An 18,237-nucleotide genomic window follows, 5' to 3' on the forward strand; every position below is an offset into this window, starting at 1 on the left:
CTTGCAGGAGTCTAGACACTGCTGTCAAAAGCCCACGCCTGGCCCCGCACTTAAAGGGAGTGAAGACAGGGCGTACGCGCCGCATGCCAGCCCGCAGCCCAGTGCCGCGAACACGATTGCCAGAGCAAGGCCTATGCCAGGGCGCGAAAAAAGCCGCGACACGCGCAGGTCAAGAGGCAAACTTGCGGCCTGGCGACATCTTATTAACGGATCAGCCCACCCGTGGCTGACAGGCTCGCCTCTTACTGGGGCGGGCGCACCGCACAGGAGCCACCGATGCACGAGAACCTGATACTTGAGCCCACACAACGTGCCGACGCCTGCGTCATCTGGCTACACGGCCTGGGCGCCGACCGTTACGATTTCCTGCCGGTGGCCGAAGCGCTGCAGCAAGTACTGCACAGCACCCGCTTCGTCCTGCCCCAGGCGCCAACCCGCGCAGTCACCATCAATGGTGGCTACGCCATGCCCAGTTGGTACGACATCCTGGCCATGAGCCCGGCGCGGGCAATCAACCGCGAACAACTGGAGGCCTCGGCCCAGCAGGTGATCGACCTTATCGAGGCGCAGCGCGACAGCGGCATCGACCCGGCGCGAATCATCCTCGCCGGTTTCTCCCAGGGCGGCGCCGTGGTTCTGCACACCGCATTCCTGCGCTGGCACGGCCCCCTGGGTGGCGTCCTAGCGCTGTCCACCTACGCGCCCACATTCAGCGACGACGTGCAGTTGCCCGCCAGCCAACAACACATACCCGTGCTCTGCCTGCACGGACGTAACGATGACGTGGTGCTGCCCGCCATGGGCCGCGCCGCCCACGATCACCTGCAGGCCCAAGGCGTGTCGGTAACCTGGAAGGACTACCCCATGAGCCATGAAGTGCTCACTGAAGAGATCCGCGATATCGCTCTGTGGCTGCAGTCCACCCTGGCCTGATTGCTTAGCGGCACGCCAACCAACGACCAAGGTGACTCACCAGTCCCGTTGCGACCACTGGTCAGATGAATCAGGCCAGTGGATTGCCACACGAATAAGGCGGGAATAGTGTTGCCAGCGGCATATGCCAAAAACGACAGGGAGCTTGCGCTATGCCCGCCACGGTTAACCACCGGCAGCGTGCGTTCTGGCGATGAAAACCAGCCAGCGGCAGGCCGACCTGCAACACATCATGCATATGCGACTGTTCCAGAACGTCGCCGCCAGCAACCTCTGCCAGTTGCTCAAAGGCTTCCGTACGTGCGAACTGGAAGCTGGCGAAATCCTCCTGTCGCCCTTCAAGCGCAATCAATACCTGTACCTGCTGCTGGAAGGCCAACTGAAGGTCTACCTCGGCTCCCTCGACAATCAAGCGGCCAGCACCCTCGAAGTGGGCGAATGCGCCGGCGAAGTCAGCTTTATCGATAACCAGCCGCCATCGGCCTATGTGGTCGCTACAACGGCCTCGGTGGTGCTGCGCCTGCACCGCAAAGCCCTGCTCACCCTCTTCAGCCAGTCACCGCAATTGATGCAGAACTTGCTGGAGCTGCTCTGCCAGCGCGTACGGCAAAGTAACCAGGGCATTCTCGACAGCGAACAGCACGCCAACATCGACACCCTGACCGGCTGCTTCAACCGCCGCTGGCTGGAGCATGTGTACCAGCGCGAAAGCACTCGCTGTGCCTATAACGCACAACCCCTGTGCATGCTGATGCTGGATGTCGACCACTTCAAACCCTACAACGATCAGCACGGCCACCTAGCCGGTGACTATGCCCTGTGCCTGGTGGCGCACACCCTGCGCCAGCAGCTACGCCTCAAGGACAGTCTCGCCCGCTATGGCGGCGAAGAGTTCGTGATCTTGTTGCCCGGCATCGACGACCAGGAGGGCCGCCGTATCGGTCAGCGCCTGCGCGAAAGCCTGGAGCAGGTGCCGTCGTTCTACTCGCCCATCGGCATCCTGCCAGGGGTCACGGTGTCCATCGGCCTGGCACAGATGCAGTCACGGGACAGCCTGGAAGGTCTGATCGCCCGCGCCGACAAAGCCCTCTATCAAGCCAAACAGCAGGGCCGCAACTGCCTGTGCGGCTGAGTGTCGACGCGTCATTGAGACCCTTCAGCTTGCGATGCAACGACAACAGCCCCTAGAGTGCCGGGCATAACAATAAGCCCGGACCTTTATCATGCGTAAATGCCTGCTCGCCCTGACTGCCTTGCCCGTGATCGGCCTGGCTGTGTTCTTCAGCCTGCCGTCCCTGCTCGACCGCAAGATGAACAGCGTGGCCACCCCCGCGCCCTACCCGGCCAGCGCCGCCGCCCAGGCGCTGCACAACAGCCTGTTTGTTGCCGACCTGCACGACGACCAACTGCTCTGGCAGCGCGACCTGCTCAAGCCCGTCACCTATGGCCACTCCGACCTGCCGCGCCAGTTACAGGCCCATGTTGCCCTGCAAGTATTTTCCACCGTGACCAAAACCCCGCGCGGGCTCAACTACGAACGTAACAGCGCCAAGAGCGACAACATCACCCTGCTGGTGATGGCCCAGCGCTGGCCGCGCCGAACCTGGAACAGCCTGCTGCAACGCGCCCTGTACCAAAGCGAGAAACTGCAACAAGCGGTGGCCGACAGCAACGGCAAGCTGCTGCTGATCCGCAGCAAAGGCGACCTGGAAAGCTTTATCCTCGAACGACCGCAGCAGCCCGAGCGCATGGCCGCAATCCTCGCCACCGAAGGCCTGCATCCGCTGGAAGGCCAACTGGACAACGTCGACCGCCTGTACGACGCCGGCTTTCGTATCACCGGCCTGACCCATTTCTTCGACAATGAAGTCGGTGGCTCAGCCCATGGCTTAGCCAAAGGCGGGCTCACCCCGTTCGGCCGGCAGGTGCTACAGCGCCTGGAAGCCAAGGGCATGCTGGTGGACCTGGCCCATGCTTCACGGCCACTGATCGACGACGTACTGGCACAGGCAAAACGGCCGTTACTGGTTTCCCACACCGGCGTTGAAGGCACCTGCCCGGGCACCCGTAACCTCAGCGACGCCCACCTGCAACGGATTGCCGCCACCGGAGGCGTAATCGGCATCGGTTATTGGGACACCGCCGTGTGCGCAACCTCGGTGGCCGCCATCGTCAAGGCCATCCGCTACACCGCGGACAAAGTCGGCGTCGAGCACGTTGCCCTGGGCTCCGACTTCAACGGCACCATTGAGGCGCCCTTCGATGTCACCGGCCTGCCGCAACTGACCGAAGGCCTGCTCGCCGCGGGTTTCGACCAGCAGGAAATTGCGGCGATTATGGGCGGCAACGTGCTGCGGCTGTTACTCGCCAACTTGCCCGACAGCGCGGCCAACACCCGCCAGTAAGGCGCCAACGCCTGCACCTGCGGGCTGGCGCGACGCCTGGCGTGGCACTTCGCCGCGCCGGCATCTTGCTTTACACTGGCCCACGTTCTTTCCTTAACCAATTAATGAGATCACCGTGCTCAAAGCGCTCAAGAAATTCCTTGGCAAAGACGCCGGCGAGCAGCCCGCAGCGGCCCCAGCAGCACCCGTCACCGTCGCCACTCCGACCGCCCCACGCGAACCCGCGCGTCGTGAGGAACCACCACTGGCTGCTGCAACTGTCAGCAACGAAACGGCTCAGCCCATCGCCGAGCCGGCCAAAGCCGCCAAGCCACGCCGTGAACGCCCAGTAAAAGTCATCGACACCTGGAAGCTGGAAGACTTCGCCGTGGAGCCCGCCGAAGGCAAAACCCGCTTCCACGACTTCGCTCTGGCGCCCTCGTTGATGCACGCCATCCACGACCTTGGCTTCCCCTACTGCACACCGATCCAGGCGCAGGTGCTGGGCTACACCCTGGCGGGCAAAGACGCCATCGGCCGCGCCCAGACCGGCACTGGCAAGACCGCGGCGTTCCTGATTTCGATCATCACCCAGTTGCTCAACACCCCAGCGCCGAAAGAGCGCTACATGGGCGAGCCACGGGCGCTGATCATCGCGCCGACCCGTGAGCTGGTGGTGCAGATTGCCAGCGACGCTGCCAACCTGACCAAGTACACCGGCCTCAACGTTATGCAGTTTGTTGGCGGGATGGATTTCGACAAGCAACTCAAGCAGCTGGAGTCGCGCTTCTGCGACATCCTGGTGGCCACACCGGGGCGCCTGCTGGACTTCAACCAGCGCGGCGAAGTGCACCTGGACATGGTCGAGGTGATGGTTCTCGACGAAGCCGACCGCATGCTCGACATGGGCTTTATCCCGCAGGTGCGGCAGATCATTCGCCAGACGCCACCGAAGGTCGAGCGCCAGACCCTGCTGTTCTCGGCCACCTTCACCGAAGACGTGATGAACCTGGCCAAGCAGTGGACCACCGACCCGGCGATCGTCGAGATCGAACCGGAAAGCGTGGCCAGCGACACCGTCGAGCAGCATGTTTATGCCGTTGCCGGCAGCGACAAGTACAAGCTGCTGTACAACCTGATCAAGCAAAACGACTGGACGCGGGTGATGGTCTTCGCCAACCGTAAGGATGAAGTGCGGCGCATCGAAGAGCGCCTGACCCGCGACGGCATCAGCGCCGTGCAAATGTCCGGCGACGTGCCGCAGCACAAACGCATCAAGGCCCTGGAAGGTTTCCGTGAAGGCAAGATTCGCGTGATGGTGGCCACCGATGTGGCCGGCCGCGGCATCCACGTCGACGGCATCAGCCACGTGATCAACTTCACCCTGCCAGAGACCCCGGACGACTACGTGCACCGCATCGGCCGTACCGGTCGGGCAGGCGCCACAGGCACCTCGATCAGCTTTGCCGGCGAGGACGACGCCTACGCCCTGCCACCGATCGAAGCCCTGCTGGGGCGCAAGATCCATTGCGAGCAACCACCGACCGAATTGCTCGTCGCGGTACCGCGCTCGCACTAAGAACGCAGACGGTAGAAACAACACAGGCGCCCATGGGCGCCTGTGTTGTTTTCAGCATCAGGGTTAGCAGGCCGTTGAAAAATGTAGGCGAGGCAGGCAAGACAAGGCAAGAACGGCCGCAACGTAGCGAAGCGCAGTAACAGCCACAGGCTGGCCCGCAGGGCGAGCGTAGCGAGTCAAAAGCGGAGTTTACGAGTTGTAAATGAGCATTTGATTCGCTTCGCTCACCCCTTTGGGGCCGTGCTAAAGCACGTTCAGCCTTCGGCTGTGAGGCCGTTCTTAACGCAGTATTGCCAACGCAGGTAGTTTTTCAACGGTCTGTTAGTCGTGGCTGGTGGCGCCGATCTTGTGGATCGACAGGTCGGCACCGTAGTACTCCTCTTCCTGGCTCAGGCGAATGCCTATAATGGCCTTCAGCGCGCCGTACACCAAGAAGCCGCCCAGCAACGCGATAGTGATGCCCAGACCTGTACCAATCAACTGACTGATCAGGCTGACGCCACCCAGGCCACCCAGCGCCTCCTGGCCAAAAATGCCGCAGGCAATGCCGCCCCATACGCCGCACAGGCCATGCAGCGGCCAAACGCCGAGCACGTCATCAATCTTCCATTTAACCTGAGTCGCGGTGAACGCCCAGACAAACAGGCCGCCAGCAATTGCCCCGGTAATCAACGCACCGATCGGGTGCATCAGATCAGAGCCTGCGCACACTGCCACCAGCCCGGCCAGCGGGCCGTTGTGAAGAAAGCCCGGGTCATTGCGTCCGACCAGCAACGCCGCCATGGTGCCGCCGACCATGGCCATCAACGAGTTGACCGCAACCAAGCCACTCACAGCCTCCAGCGTCTGGGCGCTCATCACGTTGAAACCGAACCAGCCGACAATCAACACCCATGAGCCCAGGGCGAGAAAGGGAATATTCGATGGCGCAAAGGCCATCAGACGTCCCTCGCGATAACGACCGTTGCGCTGTCCCAGCAACAGCACCGCAGCCAACGCCAACCAACCGCCCACCGCATGCACCACCACCGAACCGGCAAAGTCGTGGAAACTGGCACCAAAGCGCTCGGCCAACCAGGCCTGCAGGCCAAAGTTGCCGTTCCAGATGATGCCCTCGAAGAATGGGTAGATGAACGCAACGATCAGCAGAGTGGCGCACAATTGCGGGCCAAACTTGGCGCGCTCGGCAATACCACCGGAAATAATCGCCGGGATCGCTGCCGCGAAGGTCAGCAGGAAGAAGAATTTAACCAATGCGTAACCGTGATCCGTGGTCAACTCCGCGGCGGGGGCCATAAAGGTCACCCCGTAGGCAATCCAGTAGCCAACGAAGAAATAGGCCAGGGTCGACACAGCGAAGTCAGAGATGATCTTCGACAGCGCATTGACTTGGTTCTTCTGCCGCACGGTGCCAACTTCAAGGAAGGCAAAGCCGGCGTGCATGGCCAGCACCATCACCGCACCGAGCAGAATGAACAGCGTATTGGAGCCATGAACCAGACTGTTCACGGCGTTTTGCAGGTTATCCATGGGATGACAGCCCTAGCAGAGTGGGAAAAAGCACCAAAGCAGTTCAGGTCGACCCAAGCATGCACCATCCTGATGCCTCAAAGCCCTGGCACGACCGACAACCGCGCTTTAAATGGGGGCAAAGCCTGCTAGGCCAACCCTCGATAAAGAGTGCTTTTACCTTGTTAATCAAAAGGTTAAGGTGATTTAAAGTGGCTAATCCCGCAGCCAGCAACGCCCACTAACAGGGCGCATCACCCTTATTGCGCACCAGCACAATGCAAAGCCTGTACCAGCCATGGGCAGGAACCTTCTGCCCCGCACGGGACTCAAACAGTCTCAGCCCTACTGATAAGGAGATCTGCCATGCCCAAATCCACCGACACCACCCAGCAAGACCCGTTGCAAGCTGAATTCAAGGCGTTGATCGAAGACGCTGAAAAGCTCTTGCAACACGCCGCCAGCTTGGCCGGCGAACAGGCTGACGAACTGCGTCAGCAAATTCAGCTCAACCTGCAACGCGCGCGCAGCACTCTCGCCGAGAGCGGCGAGGCGGTACGCCAGCGCGGTGATGCCGTGCGCCAGGCCGGCGAAACCTATGTTCAGCAAAACCCCTGGCAAGCCCTGGGCATCGTTGCAGGTCTCGGCCTGTTGCTGGGCCTGCTGCTCGGGCGCCGCTGAACATGAGCGACGCCAGTACCCCTGCAACACCACCAGCCCCGTCCCTGCAGCGCCTGGGGGCTGCGGCCCTGGGGCTGCTGCATGGCCATGTGGAACTGTTTGGCATCGAACTACAGGAGCAGAAAGAGCGCAGCCTGCAGGCACTGGTACTGGCCGGCGTAGCGCTGATCGCCGGGCTGCTGTTGCTGCTGGGCCTATCGGCCTTGCTGCTGATTGTTGCCGGCGAGGCCTACCGGCTGCATGCCATCCTCACCCTGTGCCTGGTCTACTGCCTGGCGTTGCTGGTCTGCGTCTGGCGCTTGCGCCGCCTGCTGTGCAACCCCTTACCTCCATTCAGCGCCACCCTTGCCGAACTGGCGCGCGACCGCGAGCGCCTGTTGCCATGAGCCTGCCTGAATTGCCAGCCAATGCTTCGCGCCATGATTTGCGCAAGGCCCTGATCCAGATGCGCCTGGAACTGCACCGTCAGGAACTGCGCCAGGAAGCCCTGCAGGCCCTGCAACCATTGCAGGAAGCACGGGACTTTGGTCGCCGTTGTAAATCAGCCCTAGGCCATAGCAGCGCACCAATTGCAGGCATTGCGGCTTTGGCCGTCACGGGCTTACTGATCAGCAAACGCAGCCAATGGCCGCGCTGGATCAGCCTGGGCAGTGCCTTGGCCCCTCTCCTGTTAGCACTCTGGCGACAACCCGCGGCGCAGCCCAAGGCCGAGCAACCCTGAAGCTGGCCACATTCTTGCTTAGTCGGTCAGCAACCGAAGCCGCACAGCGTTAATCGCACGGCCTCGGTTAGCTCAACCCACTGCCCGTTCCGGCAGCCCAGTTACCCGCCACCTAAGGAAGTCCCCGTGATCGTCGGGCAACCGCTCGCCTGTTTCCAACCCTTTATCGACACCGCCACCGGCCGTATCGCCGGCGTCGAAGCCCTCGGGCGTCTGCGCCAGAACGACGGCCAGTTGCTGTCGGTCGGCCCGTTGTTTGCCGATCCTAAAACCCCGGCAGCCACCTTGCGCCAACTGGATCGGGAGATCCGCGGCGACGCCCTGCAGCGACTGAGCGAGGCACCTGACGATTGGTTTTTGAGCCTGAATATTTCCCCACGCTGGGTCAATCGCCTGCGCCCGCAACAGCCCTTACCCAGCCTCAAGCAACTGCAGCAGCATGGTGTGCCTGCCGAACGCATCGTGTTTGAAATCACTGAGCTGAACGGTAATACCCAGCGCCTGACCGATGTGGTGGCGCGCTACCGGGAGGCCGGGGCACGGGTGGCGATCGACGACTTCGGCGCCGGCCACTCCCAGCTCGACCGGGTGCTGGCCCTGCAGCCAGACATCCTCAAGCTCGACATGCGCCTGTTCAAAGACGCCGCCAAGGGTGGCCCCAGCGGCGACGTGGTCAAAGCTCTGGCGCAGATGGCCGAACGCACGGGCTGCTGGATCATTGCCGAGGGGGTGGAAACCGCCGCCGAACTGGAGTTCGCCCTGGAGTGCGGCGCCCGCTACGTGCAGGGGTTTCTGTTTGCCCGTGGCGAGGTGGAGTTTTTTGCCAGCGACGCCTTCGTGCCGCAGTTTGCTCAGTTGCGCGATCAGTATGTGCAACACAAGCTGGCCGAGCGCACGCGCCTGATGCGTCTGCGCGACCAGTTAGCAACCCTGATGGCAATTCTCAAACCCTGGGCCGAGGCCGGCTCACAACCGCACCTGCTGCCCACCTTGAGCGCCTTCCCGTGGTTGCGCCGGTTGTATCAATGCGATCGCCAGGGCACCCAGCTGACCGCCAACCTCAACTGGCAGGGTAATCGCTGGCACGAGGATCCCAGCTACCTGGGCCACAACTGGTCGTGGCGGCCGTATTTCTATCAGTTGTTGGCCGAAGGGCAGGAACAAAAGCGCCTGACCCTTTCAGCCACCTACCGTGACGCCACGACCAACCAGTACTGCCTGACCGCCGGCCAGTTCATCGCCAATGGCCAGCGTCTGCTGTTGCTCGATATCGACGCCGCTGGCCTCTGAATCGGGGCCAGTTACAGCAGCGTCAGCGCCCACACCCCTGCAGCCACCACGACCAGCGCCAGCACGCCATACAGCCACTTACCCTGGCGCTGCGCAGGGGCAGGCGCCTGACTCGGCGTGACGCTGGCGCGAGGCGCAGGAGCACTGGCGGCGGCAACCTTGCTCGTCTTAGGTAACGCCGCCATCGGCATAAACACCGTGGCATCTTCCACTGCAGCCTGCTCGACCTCTTCAACCTTCGGCCCGATCACCAGCAGGATCACGCTGCCCATCTGCATCTGGTCGCCGGCCTGCAAAGTGGCAGTCGTGACCTTCTGCCGATTGACCTGCAGGCCATTGGCCGAACCCAGGTCCTTGACCTCCAGCACGCCGTCCTTGAGGAAGAACTCGCAGTGCCGGCGCGACAGTTCGGGGTCGTTGAAGCACAGCTCGCACTTAACCGAACGACCGAAGGTCATCGAGCCCGCCAGCGGATACTTGTTGCCTTCGTTCTCGCCCTGCAGCACCTGCAAGAACCACTTCTTGGCGGTATCGACTTTGGCCTGCACTTTCATCGGATCAATAAACTGCAGCTCCACGCCAGCCACCTGCAGCAGGTCATCGGCGCGGATCTGATAGCGACTGCTGATGCGTTCGCCATTAACCAAGGTGCCGGCTTCGCTGGCGCAATCGCTGAGGTAGTAATGGCCCTCTTCGCGGCGAATCTCAGCATGAAAAAGGCTGACCCCAGCATCCGGCAAAACCAGGGTATTACGGTGATCCTGACCGAGGGTGATGCGCTCATCGGCCAACCACACCGGTGCCTGGCGACAATCTTTGAACTGCAGTTTCAACATGGTGTTTGCGCTCGCTTAACACAAAAAATCTGGCCGTTTGGGCGCAGGCGACTACTCGTCGATACCGTTATTAAGAATATGGTTCCACAACCGTGACAGCGGATTACCCTCATCCCCGGCCGACTTTTGAGCCGCGCCCTGATCGCTGTTCTGAGTGCGCGCAGCGGATTTGCTGGCCACGGCACGGGGCTTTGCCCGCTGGGTCGCGCGCTTGACATAAGCGGCATGGGCGGCGCGCAACTTAAGCAATTCGGCATGCTCAGGCACGGCCAGCAAACCAAGCTCGATCTGTTCCAGAGCTTTGCTGAACTGACGCTGGCGATAGGCATCGTGCACCGCCTGCAGATGCCAGTCGGCCACCCGCGCAATACCGGCCAGGGCTGTCGGGTCCTCGGGGGCCAGGATTAAAGCCTGACGAAAGTACCAGAGGGCGCTGTCTTCGGTCGGCAGGCTGACCTGAGCACTGGCAAAACGCTGTTCGGCCAGCCCGTTGAAACGCGCGACCCGGGCCGCCAGAACACGCTGCAAGCCCAGCTGGGCCTCAGTATTGGCGGCATCCAGCAACAGCACCTGCCGGAAGAAATATTCGGCATTGTCGGCCTGCGGTTCTTGCAGCTTGTCCTCAAGCAGGCGCTGCTCGGCTGAGGCCAGCAAGTCCGCCACCTGCATGCGCAGGTTCAAGGTGTAACCACCGTACCCCAGGCCGGCGAACAGCAGCACGCCAAGCAGCAACATCACCAGCGAGCGCGCCCGCGGCTTGGGAGCAGGCGCTTTGGCCAGCTTGAGCGCCGGACTGAACTGAGTGGCGCCTAGATCGTCATCTTGCAGTGCCGCCAAGGCCTGCAGCAGCTCACGGCAACTGGCAAAGCGCGCGTCCGGGGTTTTCGCCAACATACGTTCGAGCAATGGCTGATAACCCTGCAAAGCCGCCGGCAACGACGGGACCGCCATCTGTACATGGTTCATTACTGTCTGGGTGTAGCTGGCACCACGGAACTGGTTGGCGCCGGTAAGCATTTCCAGCAGGACGATACCCAGACTGTAGACATCGCTGCGTTGGTCCAGGGCTTCGCACTGGGCCTGCTCCGGGCTGCTGTAGGCTGGGCTGCCGACGGCCACACCGAAATGGGTCAGGTCATTGTCGATGGCCAGGTCCTTGGCCACGCCAAAGTCGGTGATCACCACCGAACCATCGCCGCGAAAGAGAATATTCGCCGGCTTGATATCGCGATGCACCAGGCCGCGCTCATGGACCACGCTCAGACCTTCAGCCACCTGCCGGATGATGTCCAAGGCCCGCGCCGGAGCAAGCACCTGGCCCTGGTACTGGCTGAGGTCGCCACCGGCGATAAATTCCATGGCCAGGTAGTAACGGCCGTCTTCGAGCTTGTCGATGTCGTAAATGGTGATGATGGCCGGATGATTCAGCGAGGCAACGATGTGCCCTTCATTGATAAAGCGCTGGATAAAGTCGTGCTCGGCAGCGCTCGACAGCACCTTGATCGCCACCTTGCGTTGCAGCGAATTCTGGGTGGCCAGGTACACCTCGGCCATACCGCCTTTGCCCAGCTGGCCGTGGATGGTGTAACCGGGAATCTCGATCAATGGGTCGCTCATAGCCAATCCGATAGGTACCAACTTTTATAAATGGGTCACTTTGCCTTTGCGCAGTCCAGCCAGGAAGCGGCCAATCCGCGACTCGCACGCCAGCGCCACGGCCGGTTCCAGCGCCAGCAGCACACAGGAAATATTGTCCTTGCCGCCTGCACCGTTGGCGGCGGCAATCAACTCATCGACCACCTCTTCCAGCCCGGCGCCACGACCAAGTTGCAGCAAGCGTGAGTCGCTGACTTCGCCATGCAGGCCGTCGCTGCACAGCAGCAGGCGTTCCGCGCCCTGCAGCCGGCCCCGCCGCAGGCCCACCTCCAGCTCCAGGCCCACCTGGCCCAAGCACTGGGTGATGACATTCTTGCGTGGGTGATTTTTGGCCTCGGCGGCGCTTAACTGCCCGGCGTCCTGCATCACCTGTACCCAGCTGTGATCCTTGCTCAAGGGGCGGATCACCTCCGGGCTGAGCAGATAGGCACGGCTGTCACCCACCCAGGCCAGCTCGTAATCGGCGCCGACAACACGCACCGCCACCACCGTACTGCCCATGCCCTGGCTGGCAGGATCCAGGCTGGCGGCCGCGATGATCGCCTGATTGGCCGCCAGCACAGCCTGCTCCAGGCTATCGCCCTGGCGGATCGCCGCGAGCATGCTGTCGATCACAATGGCACTGGCCACTTCGCCACGCTGATGGCCGCCCATGCCGTCAGCGATCACCCACAGGCCCAACTCCGGACTGCTGAGCACGCTGTCTTCATTGTGAGCGCGGACCAGGCCCGGCACACTGCGGCTGGCATACTGCATGTTGATGGCATTCCATTCGAGGACTGGGGACAATCCAGCGGCGCCGCAGAGTGTATACGCTGGCTTTGGCAGGTCATATAACCCGAGCAAAGACAGATACTTGCGACAGACCGATGGACCGCCAGCATGCCGCCTGAGGTGGCCTGCGGCCATGCCGAGCGTGCAGTTTTTCACCAAAACGTTAACCGGTCGTGGCTTTACCCAGACCCGCACAAGGAGCAAGCCTATGAGCAGCGTGCAGAGCTGGCGAGAACGCCTGTACATCATCATCTTCCAGACCGACACCCGCGCCGGCCGGCGCTTCGACACGGCCCTGCTACTGGTGATTCTGGCCAGTCTTGCAGTGGTGATGCTCGACAGCATCGACGGTATTCACCGCCAGCATGCCGGCCTGCTGGCTGGCATTGAATGGGCCTTCACCCTGGTGTTTGCCATCGAGTACGGCCTGCGCCTGTACTGCTCGCCACGCCCGCTGCGCTATGCCTTCAGCTTCTTTGGCCTGATCGACCTGCTGGCGATCCTGCCAGGCATCCTCGCCCTGCTCTATCCGGACGCCCAGTACCTGCTGATCATCCGCGTGATGCGCATGCTGCGGGTATTTCGCGTACTTAAACTCAGCCCTTACCTGCGCCAGGCCAACTTCCTGCTCACCGCCCTGCGCGGCAGCCGGCAAAAAATCATCGTGTTCTTTGCCTGCATCAGCACCATGGTGATTGTCTTTGGCACCCTGATGTATGTGATCGAAGGCCCCAGCCACGGCTTCACCAGCATTCCCACCGGGATCTATTGGGCAGTGGTAACGCTGACCACCGTCGGCTTTGGCGACATCACCCCGAAAACCCCACTGGGCCAGGCGGTTGCGACGCTGGTAATGATCACCGGTTACTCGATCATCGCCGTACCGACCGGGATATTTACTGCCGAACTGGCCAGCGCCATGCGCGAAGAAACCCTGCAGCACGCTTGCCCGGTCTGCCATAAAGCCAATCATGAGCCGCAGGCCGCCTTTTGCAGCCGCTGTGGCAACCCGTTGTTCACGCGGGAAACGCCGCCCCAGGCATGAATAACGGCGACCGAGGTCGCCGTTATTGCTTAGGGTCTGTTGCCGTTTCATTCGTGGCCGCGCCGGAGCCGGTTTTTGCGCGAGGCAAGGCGCGAGGAGCGTGATTGGGTTATTCCAAATAAGCGACGAGTAACGCGGCCTCGCACAAAAACCGGCCCGGCCCTTCGGGTTGCGCGAGAAATGGCCCCCGCTGTTGTTGCAGGGCTTGGTAAGGGAATGCCATTACCTGCGTCCTGCGCCTAAACGGGGACCATTTCTCGCGGCAACGCAGCTCACGATGAAACGGCAACAGACCCTAATGATAGTGCCGACTCAACCCCGCCGGAACCTCGTCGCTGCCACACGCCCGCCAGGGCCCGGCCGCCTGGGTAGCCCAGCTCCAGCCCTGCTGCCAGCGGTAATAGGTCCGTTGGCGGTAATACAGCGGCGGACTGCCCTGCAACACGTACACCTGCAGTTGCGGGTCCCAGTGGCTGGGCCCATCCGGTGGTGGCGCGAAGTGGGCATGGGCCTTGACCGGCGCCTGCCCGCTTGCCACCGGTTGCGGCGGCTGCAGGCTGCACGCCGATATGCTTAGCAACAGGCCCACCAGCAGCGGCAGGCGTACGGCGGCGATCATTTATCAGGACTGTCGATGGTCAGCTGTTGCAGCTCGGTACTGCTGCTCGATACTGCCTGACCATGGGCTACCCACTCGCCGGCCGTAGCATTGCCGGCACGCGAGATGCGCGCCATCAACTGCACCTGAGGGAAGTTGGAGAGCTTCAGCTGCGGCATCATCGCGTCGCTGTCGGCCAGGGTGACCTCCACCGGCAAATCGGCCACGGTCAGACGCTTGACCGCCAACGGCATGGGCGGGCCGGCACTGGCCTTGGCAAAGATGAATACGCTGTCGCCTGGCTGCACCTGGTCTTTCAACTTGGCGGCCAGCTCGACTCGCACCTTGAGCTGCGCGCCGGTGGCGGCTGCCACGGCTACAGGCTCATCCGGCATGGTTTCGCCCTTGGCTGCCAGCTGCTCCAGCGCACGGTCGATACCGCCCTGCAGGGCGTCGCGCGACGGATCGTCGGCCGGCAGCACCGCAATCAGGCGGCGCCAGTAACTGACCGCTTCCTTGAAGCGCTGCCCCTCAAAGGCGGCAATGCCGAGCAGACCCAGACTGGTCACTTCCTGCGGATCGCGCTGCAAGGCTTCATCGGTGAGGCTCTGCAACTGCGCCGACCACTGTTTATTGCCGACAAAATACAGCGCCTGCGCCCACTGGCCGAGCAGCTCAGGCTCACGGGCTATGCCCACGGCCTTCTCGAACGCCTTGGCAGCATCAGCAGGACGGCTCTGGGCCATGTAAGTGCGGCCGAGGAAGTACCAGGCCTCGGCCGAGTCCGGCTGAACCTTGACCGCTTGTTCCAGGCGCGCGGTCATTTCCTCAACTGACTTCGGTGCCTGGGCGAACTGCTCGACCAAGGCCACCTTGTCACTGGCGCCCCAGTGCATATACAGCCCCAGGCCGAGCACCGGCACCAGCAACGCGGCGATCAACGGCAGCGCCTTGCCCAGGGAAGACACGCGCTCGACAGCGGCGCCCTCGGTATCGTCCAGCAGCTCACGGGCCGCTTCATCCTGGCCAGCTTGCAGTTGCTCGGCGGTCAGTGAGCCACTGGCGTGCTGGCCTTGCAGTTCGGCCAGGCGCTCCTGATACAGGGCAACGTTAAGTGCGGTACGGTCTTCCTCGGCCTGGGCCTTGCGTCCACGCAGCACGGGGATCAGCAGGAAAGCCAGGGCGACCAGCAACAACAGGCCGGCGGCGAGCCACAATTCGATCATTTTGAGTCCTGAGAATTTTGCTGGAGCAGCGCACTGAGGCGCTCACGCTCATTGACAGACAAGGCGGCCTGCACGGAATTGTTGGCGCCCTTGCGCCGGCGCAACACCAGCACGCCAAGGCCCAGGGCACCCAGGCCCAAGAGCACGAAGGGGCCGTACCAGAGCAGGTAGGTGCGCGCATTCACCGGCGGTTTGTAGAGCACAAAATCGCCATAGCGCAGCACCAGGAAATCGACGATCTGGGCGTTACTCTGCCCCTCTTCCAGCATGCGGAAGATCTCCCGACGCAGGTCGGTGGCAATCGGCGCATTGGAGTCGGCGATATTTTGGTTCTGGCACTTCGGGCAACGCAGCTCTTCGGTCAGGGTACGAAAACGCGCGCGCTCACCCTCGTCCTTGAACTCATAGGTGTCGATGGCAGCGTTGGCCATGCCGATCAGGCTTGCGCCAAACACGCAGGCTAGTAGTAAGCGTTTCATGGCTTCACCTCGCTCTCATCAACCAGTTGCTGGTAGATCGGCGCCAGGGTGCTGCTCCAGACCTGCTCGTCAACCACACCCACATACTTGTGGCGGATGATGCCTTTGGCATCCACGAAGAAGGTTTCCGGCGCGCCATAGACACCCAGATTCAAGCCCAGGGTTCCTGCGGCATCTTCGATATTCAACTGATAAGGATTGTGCAGATCGCGCAGCCACTTCTGTGCAGGCTCGCGCTGGTCCTTGTAGTTGACGCCGTGAATGGTCACGCCACTGGCCGCCAGCTTGTTCAGCACCGGATGCTCGGCCCGACACGAGGGGCACCAAGTGGCCCAGACGTTGACCAGCGAGGGCTTGCCCAACAGGTCAGCCTGAGTAATGGTCTTGCCGGGCTCAATGACCGACGGCAAGGAGAACGCCGGGAACGGCTTGCCGATCAGGGCCGACGGTAGCTCGGATGGGTCGAGAAACAGACCGCGGTAGAGAAACAGCGCAATACCGAGAAACAACGCCAGCGGCACCAGCAGTACGAGACGTCTCATGCTGCTACCCCATTCATACCCAGAGCATCACGCACCCGCGTTTTGACCTTGACCCGATAACGTTTGTCAAAGGCCGCCAGCAGACCGCCCAAGCCCATCATCAGGCCGCCAAACCAAATCCAGCGCACGTAAGGCTTGATGTGCACGCGCACGGCCCAGGCGCCATTTTCCAGCGGCTCGCCGAGGGCGACATACAGGTCACGGGTGACGCCGGCATCGATACCGGCCTCGGTCATTGGCATGCCCTGCACGGTGTACAGGCGTTTTTCCGGGTGCAGCACCGCCACTTCCTCGGCGCCGTCCAGCACGCGAATGGTGCCTTTATCGGAGGTGAAGTTAGGGCCTTCAAAATGCTTGGCCCCCTCGAACACGAAGCGGTAGCCGCCTAGCTCCAGGGACTCGCCCGGCGCCAGCTTGAGGTCACGCTCAGCGCTGCCCTGGCTGACCAGCACCACGCCGATGGCGCAAACGGCAATGCCCAAATGCGCCAACTGCATGCCCCAGTAGCTACCGGACAACCCAACCATGCCTTTGAGCAGGCCCTTGTGCCGAGTCTTGTCCAGCAGGTCACGGACCCCGGCCAACAGCACCCAGGCGGCCAGGCAGCAGACCGCCAGCACCGACCAATTGAAGTCGCCAAGGATCAAGGTCGCGGCCACACCCAGCGCGGCACTGCCCAGCAGTACCGGAGCCAGCATGCCGAGCAGCCATTTGACCGGCGTGTCTTTCCAGCGCACCAGCACGCCCACCGCCATCACCAGCATCAGCAGGCCCATCAGCGGTACGAACAGCGCGTTGAAATAGGGTGGACCCACCGACATCTTGGCGCCGCTGAGGGCATCCAGCACCAGCGGATACAGGGTGCCGAGCAGAATCATCGCCGCGGCCACCACCAGTACCAGGTTATTGGCCAGCAGCAGGGTTTCCCGTGACCACAGGGCAAAACCGACCCGGCTCTTAACCACCGGGGCGCGCACGGCGAACAGGGTCAGCGAGCCGCCGACCACCACCAGCAGGAAGGCGAGAATAAATACGCCGCGCTCGGGATCGGTAGCAAAGGCATGCACCGAGGTCAGCACGCCGGAACGGACCAGGAAGGTGCCGAGCAAGCTCAGGGAAAACGCGGCAATGGCCAGCAGCACAGTCCAACTCTTGAACACGCCGCGTTTCTCGGTCACTGCCAACGAATGAATCAGCGCCGTGCCCACCAGCCAGGGCATAAAGGAGGCGTTCTCCACCGGGTCCCAGAACCACCAGCCGCCCCAGCCGAGTTCGTAGTAAGCCCACCACGAGCCAAGGGCAATGCCCAGGCCGAGAAAGGCCCAGGCGATGATGGTCCACGGCCGCGACCAGCGCGCCCAGGCGGCATCCAGCTTGCCGCCAAGCAACGCAGCAATGGCGAAGGCGAAGGCCACAGAGAAGCCGACATAGCCCATATAGAGCATCGGCGGGTGGACGATCAGGCCAATGTCCTGCAGCAACGGATTAAGGTCACGGCCGTCTTGCGGCATGTCCGGCAGCAGGCGCTCAAAGGGGTTGGAGGTAACAATCAAAAACAGCAGGAAGCCGACGCTGATCATGCCCATGATCGCCAGCACGCGGGCCAGCATCACTTCCGGCAACTGCCGGGAGAAGACCGACACGGCAAAGGTCCAGCCCCCGAGAATCAGGGCCCAGAGCAACAACGAGCCTTCGTGGGCGCCCCAGACGGCACTGAACTTGTAGTACCAGGGCAAGGCACTGTTGGAGTTGCTGGCCACATAGGCGACGGAGAAATCGTCGACCATAAATGACCAGGTCAGGCACAGGAAGGCAAACAGCAAAAAGGCGAACTGCCCCCAGGCCGCCGGCACCGCCAGGCTCATCCACTGGCGGTCACCACGCCAGGCGCCAATCAGCGGCAACGTGGCCTGCACCAGTGCCAGGCACAGGGCGAGAATCATGGCCAAGTGGCCCAGCTCGGGAATGATCAGATTAAGGTTCA

18 protein-coding genes are annotated in these 18,237 nt (G+C 62.2%); 9 read left to right on the forward strand and 9 right to left on the reverse strand.

Going from position 1 to position 18,237, the window contains the following annotated elements:
- Nucleotides 1-276 precede the first annotated feature (276 nt).
- The 4 genes from AC56DI_RS00885 (at nt 277) to rhlB (ending at nt 4,896) form a co-directional block, all read left to right on the forward strand.
- Nucleotides 277-933, forward strand: a complete 657-nt coding sequence (locus AC56DI_RS00885) for an alpha/beta hydrolase (RefSeq protein ID WP_496344516.1) — start codon at nt 277-279, stop codon at nt 931-933.
- A gap of 193 nt (nt 934-1,126) precedes the next feature.
- Complete coding sequence (locus AC56DI_RS00890; protein WP_496344517.1) at nt 1,127-2,065, forward strand: GGDEF domain-containing protein; 939 nt, start codon at nt 1,127-1,129, stop codon at nt 2,063-2,065.
- A 91-nt stretch (nt 2,066-2,156) separates the two neighbouring features.
- Nucleotides 2,157-3,338, forward strand: a complete 1,182-nt coding sequence (locus AC56DI_RS00895; protein WP_496344518.1) for a dipeptidase — start codon at nt 2,157-2,159, stop codon at nt 3,336-3,338.
- Between the two features lie 115 nt (nt 3,339-3,453).
- Nucleotides 3,454-4,896 carry an ATP-dependent RNA helicase RhlB gene (rhlB, locus tag AC56DI_RS00900; RefSeq protein WP_496344519.1) on the forward strand — a complete coding sequence of 481 codons (1,443 nt, stop codon included), beginning with the start codon at nt 3,454-3,456 and terminating at the stop codon, nt 4,894-4,896.
- A 321-nt stretch (nt 4,897-5,217) separates the two neighbouring features.
- On the opposite strand, the gene AC56DI_RS00905 is transcribed toward rhlB, so the two are convergent.
- Nucleotides 5,218-6,426 (reverse strand): ammonium transporter, encoded by a 1,209-nt coding sequence (locus AC56DI_RS00905; RefSeq protein ID WP_496344520.1) that lies wholly within the window; start codon nt 6,424-6,426, stop codon nt 5,218-5,220.
- 345 nt (nt 6,427-6,771) lie between these two features.
- On the opposite strand from AC56DI_RS00905, the gene AC56DI_RS00910 reads away from it, so the two are divergent.
- From AC56DI_RS00910 to AC56DI_RS00925, 4 genes are all read left to right on the forward strand, one after another.
- Nucleotides 6,772-7,086, forward strand: a complete 315-nt coding sequence (locus AC56DI_RS00910; protein WP_496344521.1) for an ElaB/YgaM/YqjD family protein — start codon at nt 6,772-6,774, stop codon at nt 7,084-7,086.
- A 2-nt stretch (nt 7,087-7,088) separates the two neighbouring features.
- Complete coding sequence (locus AC56DI_RS00915) at nt 7,089-7,472, forward strand: phage holin family protein (protein WP_496344522.1); 384 nt, start codon at nt 7,089-7,091, stop codon at nt 7,470-7,472.
- Nucleotides 7,469-7,807 (forward strand): hypothetical protein, encoded by a 339-nt coding sequence (locus tag AC56DI_RS00920; RefSeq protein ID WP_496344523.1) that lies wholly within the window; start codon nt 7,469-7,471, stop codon nt 7,805-7,807. The genes AC56DI_RS00915 and AC56DI_RS00920 overlap by 4 nt, the downstream gene beginning before the upstream one ends.
- A gap of 126 nt (nt 7,808-7,933) precedes the next feature.
- On the forward strand, nt 7,934-9,097 hold the full coding sequence (locus AC56DI_RS00925; protein WP_496344524.1) for an EAL domain-containing protein: 1,164 nt from the start codon (nt 7,934-7,936) through the stop codon (nt 9,095-9,097).
- A gap of 11 nt (nt 9,098-9,108) precedes the next feature.
- Here the strand turns inward: AC56DI_RS00925 and AC56DI_RS00930 are convergent, their stop codons facing one another.
- From AC56DI_RS00930 to AC56DI_RS00940, 3 genes are read right to left on the reverse strand one after another with little or no spacing between them, the layout of a single operon-like run.
- Nucleotides 9,109-9,933: an FHA domain-containing protein gene (locus AC56DI_RS00930; RefSeq protein WP_496344525.1), complete on the reverse strand. Its 825-nt coding sequence runs from the start codon at nt 9,931-9,933 to the stop codon at nt 9,109-9,111.
- 51 nt (nt 9,934-9,984) lie between these two features.
- Nucleotides 9,985-11,550 (reverse strand): serine/threonine-protein kinase, encoded by a 1,566-nt coding sequence (locus AC56DI_RS00935; protein WP_496344526.1) that lies wholly within the window; start codon nt 11,548-11,550, stop codon nt 9,985-9,987.
- A 24-nt stretch (nt 11,551-11,574) separates the two neighbouring features.
- Nucleotides 11,575-12,378, reverse strand: coding sequence for a PP2C family protein-serine/threonine phosphatase (locus tag AC56DI_RS00940; protein WP_496344527.1), 804 nt, complete (start codon nt 12,376-12,378; stop codon nt 11,575-11,577).
- Between the two features lie 193 nt (nt 12,379-12,571).
- On the opposite strand from AC56DI_RS00940, the gene AC56DI_RS00945 reads away from it, so the two are divergent.
- On the forward strand, nt 12,572-13,408 hold the full coding sequence (locus tag AC56DI_RS00945; RefSeq protein ID WP_496344528.1) for an ion transporter: 837 nt from the start codon (nt 12,572-12,574) through the stop codon (nt 13,406-13,408).
- A gap of 295 nt (nt 13,409-13,703) precedes the next feature.
- Here AC56DI_RS00945 and AC56DI_RS00950 read toward each other — a convergent pair whose 3' ends face one another.
- The 5 genes from AC56DI_RS00950 to AC56DI_RS00970 are packed head-to-tail and all read right to left on the reverse strand — an operon-like array spanning nt 13,704 to nt 18,223.
- A complete protein-coding gene (locus tag AC56DI_RS00950) occupies nt 13,704-14,027 on the reverse strand; it encodes a hypothetical protein (protein ID WP_496344529.1) in 324 nt (107 codons plus the stop codon).
- The gene (gene ccmI, locus AC56DI_RS00955) at nt 14,024-15,232 is read right to left on the reverse strand and encodes a c-type cytochrome biogenesis protein CcmI (protein WP_496344530.1); all 1,209 of its coding nucleotides are present in this window, start codon (nt 15,230-15,232) and stop codon (nt 14,024-14,026) included. The genes AC56DI_RS00950 and ccmI overlap by 4 nt, the downstream gene beginning before the upstream one ends.
- Nucleotides 15,229-15,711, reverse strand: a complete 483-nt coding sequence (locus AC56DI_RS00960) for a cytochrome c-type biogenesis protein (protein ID WP_496344531.1) — start codon at nt 15,709-15,711, stop codon at nt 15,229-15,231. The genes ccmI and AC56DI_RS00960 overlap by 4 nt, the downstream gene beginning before the upstream one ends.
- Nucleotides 15,708-16,253 carry a DsbE family thiol:disulfide interchange protein gene (locus AC56DI_RS00965; RefSeq protein ID WP_496344532.1) on the reverse strand — a complete coding sequence of 182 codons (546 nt, stop codon included), beginning with the start codon at nt 16,251-16,253 and terminating at the stop codon, nt 15,708-15,710. The genes AC56DI_RS00960 and AC56DI_RS00965 overlap by 4 nt, the downstream gene beginning before the upstream one ends.
- The gene (locus AC56DI_RS00970) at nt 16,250-18,223 is read right to left on the reverse strand and encodes a heme lyase CcmF/NrfE family subunit (RefSeq protein WP_496344617.1); all 1,974 of its coding nucleotides are present in this window, start codon (nt 18,221-18,223) and stop codon (nt 16,250-16,252) included. The genes AC56DI_RS00965 and AC56DI_RS00970 overlap by 4 nt, the downstream gene beginning before the upstream one ends.
- Nucleotides 18,224-18,237: the final 14 nt, after the last annotated feature.

The sequence above is a fragment of the Pseudomonas sp. BGA-UO-ETr-WB11 genome, from assembly GCF_059567785.1.